This is a genomic window from Methylocystis sp., assembly GCF_021731785.1.
GTDB lineage: Bacteria > Pseudomonadota > Alphaproteobacteria > Rhizobiales > Beijerinckiaceae > Methylocystis.
In genome coordinates this window covers 1-9,052 of sequence record NZ_JAKFWS010000132.1, presented here as the reverse complement: position 1 = coordinate 9,052, position 9,052 = coordinate 1, and the positions used below count along the sequence as shown (strand labels likewise).

General features: G+C 55.7%; 7 protein-coding genes. 4 read left to right on the top strand and 3 right to left on the bottom strand.

Annotated elements, in window-relative coordinates:
* Window positions 1-344: 344 nt before the first annotated feature.
* Together QZ964_RS18035 and QZ964_RS18030 are read left to right on the top strand one after the other, a co-directional pair.
* Complete coding sequence (locus tag QZ964_RS18035; RefSeq protein ID WP_292533278.1) at window positions 345-1,376, top strand: glycosyltransferase family 2 protein; 1,032 nt, start codon at window positions 345-347, stop codon at window positions 1,374-1,376.
* 255 nt (window positions 1,377-1,631) lie between these two features.
* Window positions 1,632-2,945 (top strand): glycosyltransferase family 1 protein, encoded by a 1,314-nt coding sequence (locus QZ964_RS18030; RefSeq protein ID WP_292533276.1) that lies wholly within the window; start codon window positions 1,632-1,634, stop codon window positions 2,943-2,945.
* Between the two features lie 106 nt (window positions 2,946-3,051).
* Here QZ964_RS18030 and QZ964_RS18025 read toward each other — a convergent pair whose 3' ends face one another.
* Window positions 3,052-4,398, bottom strand: a complete 1,347-nt coding sequence (locus QZ964_RS18025; RefSeq protein ID WP_292533275.1) for a glycosyltransferase family 1 protein — start codon at window positions 4,396-4,398, stop codon at window positions 3,052-3,054.
* 400 nt (window positions 4,399-4,798) lie between these two features.
* Between QZ964_RS18025 and QZ964_RS18020 the strand changes: the two genes are divergently transcribed.
* Complete coding sequence (locus QZ964_RS18020) at window positions 4,799-5,950, top strand: SGNH/GDSL hydrolase family protein (RefSeq protein WP_292533273.1); 1,152 nt, start codon at window positions 4,799-4,801, stop codon at window positions 5,948-5,950.
* Here the strand turns inward: QZ964_RS18020 and QZ964_RS18015 are convergent.
* Window positions 5,947-7,530, bottom strand: coding sequence for a glucan biosynthesis protein (locus QZ964_RS18015; protein ID WP_292533272.1), 1,584 nt, complete (start codon window positions 7,528-7,530; stop codon window positions 5,947-5,949). The two genes, QZ964_RS18020 and QZ964_RS18015, sit on opposite strands and share 4 nt — an antisense overlap.
* Before the next feature lie 101 nt (window positions 7,531-7,631).
* The gene (locus tag QZ964_RS18010) at window positions 7,632-7,865 is read right to left on the bottom strand and encodes a hypothetical protein (RefSeq protein WP_292533271.1); all 234 of its coding nucleotides are present in this window, start codon (window positions 7,863-7,865) and stop codon (window positions 7,632-7,634) included.
* A gap of 273 nt (window positions 7,866-8,138) precedes the next feature.
* Between QZ964_RS18010 and QZ964_RS18005 the strand changes: the two genes are divergently transcribed.
* The coding region (locus QZ964_RS18005; protein WP_292533269.1) for an amino acid permease at window positions 8,139-9,052 on the top strand (914 nt) is incomplete at its 3' end.

The window sequence follows — 9,052 nt, the reverse complement described above, 5'->3', positions numbered from 1 at the left end:
AGGAGCATCCGCGCGCGTTCGACCCGGCTCGCCGGTTCTGTCCGCGAACGCGCAAGCCTCATTAACTCCGCCAGGTCGCTCTCCGTAAACGCCAACTCGATCACTCGACGTGGAGCCGCCATGATCAACCTATCTCGTTCAGCAAATCGCTGAACAAGTGTATAAACGCAGCAGTGCTCCGACGGAATCCACCGCATATGAGCGGATTCAAGGAATCTGAGCACTAGGGACGAGGGCGTCGCGTGGGAGGGCTGAGCGCGTTGTGTCGCTCGACGCGCTCGCCTTAAAAAAAAATTAAACGCGGAGGCGTAAAGATCAGGAACTCGCGAAAGGACATTTCGTCTATGGTCGCCAATCTGTCGGTGTGCATTCCAATCTACAATTTCGCGAAATTCATTCCGGAGACCCTTGACTCGATCCTCGGTCAGGACGGGGGCGACGAGGTCGAGATCGTCATTCTCGACGGCGCCTCAACCGATAACACTGCGGAAGTCGTCGTCGACTACCAACGCAAGCATCCCAACATCACCTATGTGCGGCAAGCTCAGAAAGGCGGCATCGACCGCGATATGGCGAAGTCCATTGAGCCCGCAACCAGCGAATATTGCTGGCTTTTCAGCGGCGACGACATCATGCGGCCGGGCGCGCTGCGTCGCGTGTTGAACGAGATTCAAAGCGGGCATGATCTCAATTTGTGCAAGCATATGGAGTATTATTGGTATAACGACGAGTGGGCTGAATACCCAACTGTGGCGTGCGAGGATGGCGCTGTCTTCGAGCTTTCAGATCCGCGCAGCCGCCGCGACTATTTCAGTAAGGCGGTCAACACCGAAGCGTTCTTCAGCTTCATCGGCGGGATCATCGTGAAGCGTTCCACCTGGAATCGCGTGCCGCTTAATGAAGAATTCGTCGGCAGCTGCTGGGGGCATGTGGCGCGCTTTTTCGAATTAATGGGCAGCGGCCTGAGCGTCAAATGCCTTTCTGGCGCGCTGCTCGACCGGCGCCCCAACAATGATTCGTTTGCCGGCGGGGGCATGGTCGATCGCTACCGGATCGTCATCGACGGATACAAAAATATCGCCGAACGATTCTTCGGTTACGACAGCGTCGAGGCCTTCCACGTGCGGCGCGTGATCAGACACGAGTTCCATCCGCTCGCGATGCAGCTTGCCAAATTTATGTGCTTCGTCAATCCGGCCGGCGAAAACCGCGCGCTGATGGATAGGTTGATGAACAGGACCTATTGCGATTTCTCGTTCGACAATCTGCGCGCGAAATTCCTCTATGCGACGATGTCGGCTGAGCGCTTCAGACGGCAATGGCCAGAACTCTGCGCATATCATGAGTTGAAGTTGATGGAGCGCACGGGAAAATGAATCCGTGGCTAAAGGCCCTCACGCCGAGCTCGCTCTATTGGAGAAGGGTGCAAGCTGAGCTACACACGGCGCTCGTCCCGTCGAGAACTTCTTCAATATAATGTGGCCGAGCGGCGTAATGAGCTCTGGAAGCATTGATGGTCCCTGCAAGGTCTGGCGTGGCTCGCGCGCCTTTCTCAGATGATTTGAGAAGGGTCTTGAAGCCCTGCTTGTGCGCCGCTCTATCGGCAAAAAATTGATTGTGGAGTTCCAGCCGTGAAGGATCGAGTCCGCTCCTATCTGCTTGCTCAATTATATGCGGAAGTCTGTGAGCGCGATCGTCAGAGCGTAGACCCCTTATCCAAGGCGATCTACGATCGATTCCGTGAATTGTATTGGACGGTTTCGAGGATACTGCGGCAGGGACGCAAGCTTCTCGGGTGGCGTGAGGAGAGCTACAAGCCGCCGCTATGGATGCTGGTAGATGAGAGTGTCGTGCACGACACCAGCCGCGGACGCGTGCTGATCGATACGACGCCGACCGCTCGCCGCGATATTGGCACAGGAATTCAGCGTGTCGTAAGGCAAATTGTAAAAGCCGCCATCGAATCGGGTGAAGGTTTCCCCGTGATGATAATCGATGGTCGTCTTTGCTTTTATGCGAAAGACGCTGCGGAGCCGATTCCCCTCGACATTCGGACCGGCGATACGCTGCTGCTATTGGACTCCGGATGGCTTTGCGTTTCCGAATATCGACCGATCGTCGACCTTGTCCGTGCGCATGGCGGTCGAAATGTTGTTTGTTTGTACGATCTCTTTCCAATTATCTATGGAGCCGCTTTTCCAAAAGCCCTACGCGAGAATTTTAGGAAGTGGTTTGAGGAAATTATCCTTTCGGCCGATGGCGTCGCTGCAATTTCGCGCAGCGTGGCGAATGAGTTCGAGCAATACTGTCACGAGCGACATATCGCGCGCAAAGAAGGGCAGAAACTCGGGGCATGGGCGCTCGGCGCCGACTTCGCTGAAACGGCGAGCGCGCCGGCGACGCCGCGGGTTGGGGCGATCGTTGAGGGTCGTTGCCCCTTCTTCCTCGCTGTTGGAACTCTCGCGCCAAATAAAGGCCAAGCGCTGTGTCTCTCTGCCTTTGAAGAACTGTGGACGAGAGGCGTCGATGTCGCGTTGGTGATTGTCGGTCGACCCGGCTGGAACACAACTGCGCTTGAGCGGCGCCTTCGGGAGCACCCGGAGCGGGGACGTCGACTGTTTTGGTTGAGCGACGCGTGCGACGCGGAATTGCAGTGTCTATACCGAAGCGCACGCGCCGTCATTTGCGCGTCCTATGCCGAAGGGTTCGGATTGCCTCTTATAGAAGCAGCGCATGCCGGCGCGCCCGTCATTGCAAGCGACATCGAAATTTTTCACGAGGTAGGAGGCGATTCGATAGCATATTTTGATGTGCTGGACTCACAGGCGCTGGCGGAGCGAATCGTCGAGATGCTTGCTTCAGAAAAGCGCGCGCAGCCGCTGCCGGTCCTGTCTTGGAATGAATCGATGCAGGCGCTCTTTGATCTGGTGAAAGCTAGTCGATAACTGTTCTACGGCGCAGCAAACAACAAGCAGCCAACGGAGAGATTTTTAGAGCATACGTCGCCTTGCAATCATTGCGGCACCCGTAAAGAACGATGGTTTCAATCCGCTATCGGCTGTTATTCAACTGATATGACTGCGTTCGAATCAAATCCAATAGTTTTTGAGCCGACTGTTTCCACGTCGGAACGTCGATTTGTGGAGCCTGTTTTTCCGTGGATATAGCCTCTCGCAATCGCGTGGCGAGGTCACTGCTGTCCAATGTTTTGAAATAGCTGATGTGCTCTCCACCCAATTCTCTAAAAACTGGAATGTCGGATGCAATTACGGGCAGTCCATGGTTTGCCGCCTCCATAATCGGTAGTCCAAATCCTTCCGCAAGGGACGGAAATACGAGCGCGCGCGCGTTGTTGTAAAGGAAATCCAAGTCGCCATCGCTTGCATTCTGCAGCCAGTGCAGGCGCTTGCCATATTGTTCGTGTTTAAGCACCCTGCGCTGTAATGCCGTGCTCATCCATCCGTAACGGCCAACTATAACAAAGCGAGCGTCTATCTCGGATCTCCACAATTCATCCATTGCGTCGAGCGCGAGATCATATCCTTTGCGCGGCTCTAAAGTGCCGACGCCCAAAAAGAATGGAGAATTGACCTGCGTGATGGCGATCACGTCATCTGATGCTGATGATGTATGTTCGCAATCAAAATTGCCTCCGAGATGGAACCAGCCAATTGGCAGGTGAATAGGCTCCGGTAAGGCAGCCAAATGCGCTTTCAATTCATCTGCAACGTTTTTCGAGTTGCAAACCGCCGCATCGCAATTGCAAACAACGTCGCTCAACCAGTTTTCGTAATGCTGCCGTTGCTCGGGACTGAAAGCCCACGGTATCGTTTTCGGCAGAAGGTCATAAACGCAAACGACAGTCTGGCCGTTCTGCTTTCTGACTTGGTCGATAATCGTTGAATAGGACGCCAACGCTCCTGACGCCGCATCAATCATCAGAAAAATGTCTCCGGGCTCAAATTGGATCGTATCTGAAGCGGTCGAATTTTTGATATAGGGATAGAGCTTGCCTTCATGTTGGAGCACGGGAAGAGCCATGCCCATTTCCGTCGCGGCGGAAGCGATTTCCTTGACGACTCGCTGGATGCCCGTTTTCTTTCCCGAAACATGAGTCGAGGTGACGTCGATCAATATTCGGGGACCGTCGGTCTGGTGTTGGATGGGCGTCGTCAGCGAGGGGCGTTCGGCCAGAGCCTGTCTCAATCGTCTCTCTGATCGCCACCGGCCATCGTGCAGGCGACCCAAACCCGCGAGTCTCGTGATTGTCCAGAACAGCTCCAGGGACCGCGCACGAACAAAATCTGCAACTGACTCTTTTTTTGATTCCTGTAGGAAAAAAAGTTCCTGATAAAACTTCTCCAAGAAATAGCGTTCGACCATATTATTTTTTTCCACCAACATTCTCCGTGGTCCCGAAAGGATTGTCCCCATTGTGAGGACGAGCAGTCTTGGGTCGGCCCATCGTTTTCGACCATAAATGTCGAATTCGACGCGCCAACGCCAGCGCGGCGTCGAAGACCTCTCAGTCTCAGCCCTCGATCGGCCCTATCGCTATTCAAATGTTAAGCCGCCACATTGGGAAGCGTAACAATTTCCGGCCCAGTTATGTATCGATGGGTCTATAATGCATTCGATAGCGTCATGGAATTGTTCGGCTGAGACGCGACGGTCGTGTGATGAACGAAAGGGCCGTGGACGCGAATTCAACTGGCGCCGGCAATTAGGCCGACCGCCTTGATTCATTCCTCTCTGCGCGTATAGAATGTATTCATGGTACAATTGAAGGGCAATTAGTATGATACCAGAAAAGTCGGAGTTGAAGAAGCCAGGTAAGCGCGTTTTCTTGGCATTTTCCGCGATCATGATAATTTTATTTGCTGCTTGTTTCGAGCTGATACTGAGGATTCAACAGTCTTTTGGTCAGATATATGACCTGGAGTTTAATGATCTAGCTAGACTAGCGCCGTCTGACACGCTCAATCATATGCCGAAATCGGGCCAAGCCTTTGACGGTCGGAAATACGATCAATTTGGCGTTCGTCAATATGCGGCTTTGGAAAAGCCGGAGATTTGTCCCCATCCTATCAAGATACTTTTTCTTGGCGATTCTTTCATGGATGGTTATGATGATGACCATACTATTCCTTCTTTTTTATTTAAATTGTTTGCAAAGCAAAACATATGTATTAATCCCGTTAACGTTGGGCTATCATCTTATTCTCCAGCGATATTTGTACCGCAATTGAGGACGCTTTATCCGATCATCAAGCCTGATTACGTAGTTATCGACATTGATGAAACTGACTTCTTTGATGACAATTTTCGTTACAAGCAGTTCATTACCCGGGATGAATCCGGTAGAAATATTGGTGTGAAAGCGGCTAGTGCTTATCGAGGCCTTATGTCTGAGATAGATGATATGCGCAGTCAGCGTCTGTATATAGTGAGGCTGCTTAAGGTATTTGTCGGGAAATACGCAAAGTTATTAAGCTATAGAAGAAATGCTGGTGAAAAAGCCAAGGAAATTTCACCAATTTTTGAACTGTCTAGTCTGGATCCCGCGGCCGCGCGGGAAAAGTTTAAAGCTGAGTTGGCTTTCTTTAAAGGCAATGTCGAGGAGCTCGTTTCTGTGCTGGAGGAAAATCAATTTCCACTTAGTCATTTGATCTTCATAAGGCATCCGCATCTTAATCATCTGCTGAACGGTAAAAATGGATCCATTTTCAACAGTGTTATCTTCGAAACAGTAAAAGACGTCGCTGAAAATAAAAACGTACTTGTTTACGACGCGACACCCGACCTCAGGCGGTTATTCAAAGATAAAGCCGAGAGCTACTATTTTCCAAACGATATGCACTTCAACTTCGATGGAATGGAAGCCTACAGTAAGGTCTTGGCGGAGCGCATTCGTCCAGTGCTCGCTCAAGAGCCCGATTTCAGTCGTTAAAACGGGTGATACTGATACAGCCAGTTCTCCGTCAGCGTCTCATCGCCGTTCTTGAGGAACAGGCGCATTTCTACGGGCTCGGGGCCTTGCACCGTCAGGTCAAATTGCGCGCGCCAGTGGCCCGGCACATTGTCGAACACCGCTTCGGTGAAGACGTAAGAGAAGGTTCCGCGCGAGGCCCATAATACGGGTTCTGGCTTCGCGCCGAAGGGCAGTTTCGCGAGCGGCTCGCCCAGAAACTCGACCATGAATTTGCGCACGCCCTTGGGCCGCGGCTTGCCGGGCTGGCCGCCATTGCCGAGTCTCGTCGCAACGCAACGCGCGAGCTTGGTCGGGTAAGGTTCGTCGGCGAGCCAGTGCAGCCGATAGGAGTATTCGAAGGATGCGCCCGGAACGGCCGGCTTCTCAGGAACCCAGAGCACCACGATGTTGTCGTGAATCTCGTCGTCAGTCGGGATTTCGATCAGTTGAATCGCGCCCTTGCCCCAGTCGCCCTTGGGTTCGATCCATACGCTGGGGCGGCGATCATAAAAGACGTTGTCGAGATAGTGATCGTAACTGCGGTCGCGCTGCATCAGGCCGAAGCCCTTGGGATTAACGTCGCCGAACGCCGACGCCATGACCCGATTCGGATTGTTCAACGGCCGCCATAAGCGCTCGCCAGCGCCGGTCCACATGCTCAGCCCGTCGGAATCATGCACTTCGGGCCGCCAGTCGATGGCTGTCGGCTTCATCGTTTCCGAGAACCAGAACATTGAGGTGAGCGGGGCGACGCCGAAGCGGGTAAAGGCGCCGCGCAGATACAGGGAGCAGTCGACGTCCATCACGACGCCCTTGCCGCGCGTCATCAGGAAGCGATAGGCGCCCACAACCGAAGGCCCTTCCAGCAGCGCATGCAGGACGACGCCGTCGGCCGTCTCCGGTCCGATGTAAATCTCGGTGAAGTCGGGGAACTCCTCATTCGTTCCGCTTTGCCAGGTATCGAGCGCGACGCCCCTTGCCGACATCCCATATTGGCGTAGTTCGCCGATCGCCCGGAAATATGAGGCGCCGAGAAAGGCGACCCAGTCGTTTCGCTTCCAGTCGAGCGCGCCGTCTTTCGCCTCCTGGATGCGAAATCCGGCAAAACCGGCCCCGGGCGGCAGTTGGCGCGCGATCGAATCCGCCGGCATGTTGAAGTAGCTGGTGTCGTAAAGCACCTCGCGCGCCTCGCCATTTTCGACGACGCTCATGCGCACGGCCTTTTTGAAGAACATGCCGAGATGGAAGAACTCGACAGGGAAGCGCTCCTTGGTGTCGGCAAAAAGCGCGTGATCGGTGTTGTAGGTGATCTGTCCCCACTTCTCGTAATCGATCTGCGAGGTGATTTCGGGGGAGGGGATGTTCGGCTTGCGATAAGGCTCCTTGATCAAGCGCTGCGCCGTCTGCTTGAGCGTCTCGAAGGAGAATGGCTGCGGCTCGCCGAGCCGGAGGTTCGAGACGCTGGTCGCCGCCTCGGCGGGGGGCGCCCCGACGGCGCCCAATGCGCTCGTCGCCGCCGCCGCCTTGAGAAACGAGCGACGATCCTGCTTCTCGACCATCTCGGCGTCCTTGTTGCGACGTTTGGGAGTTGCGCGCCTGAGATTGCGGCCGCCGCGAGCCTGTCGTGGGGCGCGAGACATCAGGGCGCGGGAGCCTCTATTCAGCCGCGGATCGGCTCATTGCGGATGGCGGTCCGCATGAAGAAGTAGAGTCCGATAAGACCGGCGAGGGAGAAGATGACTTCAAGCGCACGGCTGACGAGGGGATCGAGCTGAAACAGACCGCCGAGCGCCCAGCCCGCCGCCCAGGACGCGCCGACAAGCTCGGTGCCGACGAGGATCGCCACGGCGACGAGCGTCGACAGGCGCAAATAGTTGATAGGCTTCTGGCTCATGACGCCATTCTCGAGCTTGCCTCATAAAACAGCGGCGGCGCCGCGTTCGCGCCGTGCTATAGCAAAGGCTGGCGCAAGGCAAGCCGGACAGGGCCCGGACAGAACGCCAATGCGAACGCGAAGCCACGGATTCGGAAGGCGAATTCAACGGAACGCCGACGCCGGCGCTTTGAGCTTGAAACTCTTTCTCCTTGTATGTTTTGGCGCCGCAATGATAATCGGCGCCTCCTAAAGCGCGGCGCATTTGCGGCGCGCAGCGCGAAAGGGCGAAGCTTGTCGCAACCCGCCAGCAAGAGATATCTCAACCGCAAATCCGTCCTTCTGATCATCGCCGAACACAACGCCGCGGAGGGCGACGGCCTCAAACGCGCGCTCGGCTGGGCGTCATTGATGTCGCTGGGAGTCGGCGGAATCATTGGCGCCGGCATTTTCGTGCTGACCGGCACGGCGGCGGCGAACTACGCCGGACCCGGCGTGATGATCTCTTTTATTCTGTCGGGGCTCGCCTGCGCCTTCGTCGCCCTCTGTTACGCCGAACTTGCGGCGCTCATCCCCGTCGCGGGGAGCACCTACACCTACACCTATGTGACGCTCGGCGAGATTTTCGCCTGGATCATCGGCTGGAATCTCATTTTGGAATATGCCGCTGGCGCCGCAACGGTCGCCGTTGGCTGGGCCGGCTACTTCAATCGCGTGATGCAAGGGCTAGGCATCCGTGTGCCGCCCGAGCTGACCACCGCCTTTTTCGCCGATCCGACCGCGCCTGGGGCGCCGCCCGGCGCTGTGCATGGGTTGTTTAACGTCCCCGCCGCCGTGATCATCCTGTTGCTCACCGCGCTGCTCGTGCGCGGCACGAGCGAGTCGACGCTGTTCAACAACATCATCGTCGCCATCAAGGTCGTGGTCGTGCTGATGGTGATCGTTGTCGGCGCTGCGCATGTCGACGGCGCCAATTGGTCGCCGCTAATTCCCGACAACGCCGGCGAGTTCGGCGCCTACGGCTGGAGCGGCGTGGTGCGCGGCGCATCGGTCGTTTTTTTCGCCTATATCGGATTCGACTCGGTCTCGACCGCGGCGCAAGAGGCCCATAATCCGCAGCGGGACGTGCCGATCGGCATCATCGGCTCGCTCATCATCTGCACGATCCTTTACGTCGCCGTCGCGGCGGTCGCGACCGGCGTCGTCAA

What these genes read in the sequence shown, in the direction of transcription:
- QZ964_RS18020 (WP_292533273.1), top strand. Translation starts at nt 4,799, where the DNA reads ATGATACCAGAAAAGTCGGAGTTGAAGAAGCCAGGTAAGCGCGTTTTC.
- QZ964_RS18035 (WP_292533278.1), top strand. Translation starts at nt 345, where the DNA reads ATGGTCGCCAATCTGTCGGTGTGCATTCCAATCTACAATTTCGCGAAA.
- QZ964_RS18010 (WP_292533271.1), bottom strand. Translation starts at nt 7,865, where the DNA reads ATGAGCCAGAAGCCTATCAACTATTTGCGCCTGTCGACGCTCGTCGCC.
- QZ964_RS18015 (WP_292533272.1), bottom strand. Translation starts at nt 7,530, where the DNA reads ATGGTCGAGAAGCAGGATCGTCGCTCGTTTCTCAAGGCGGCGGCGGCG.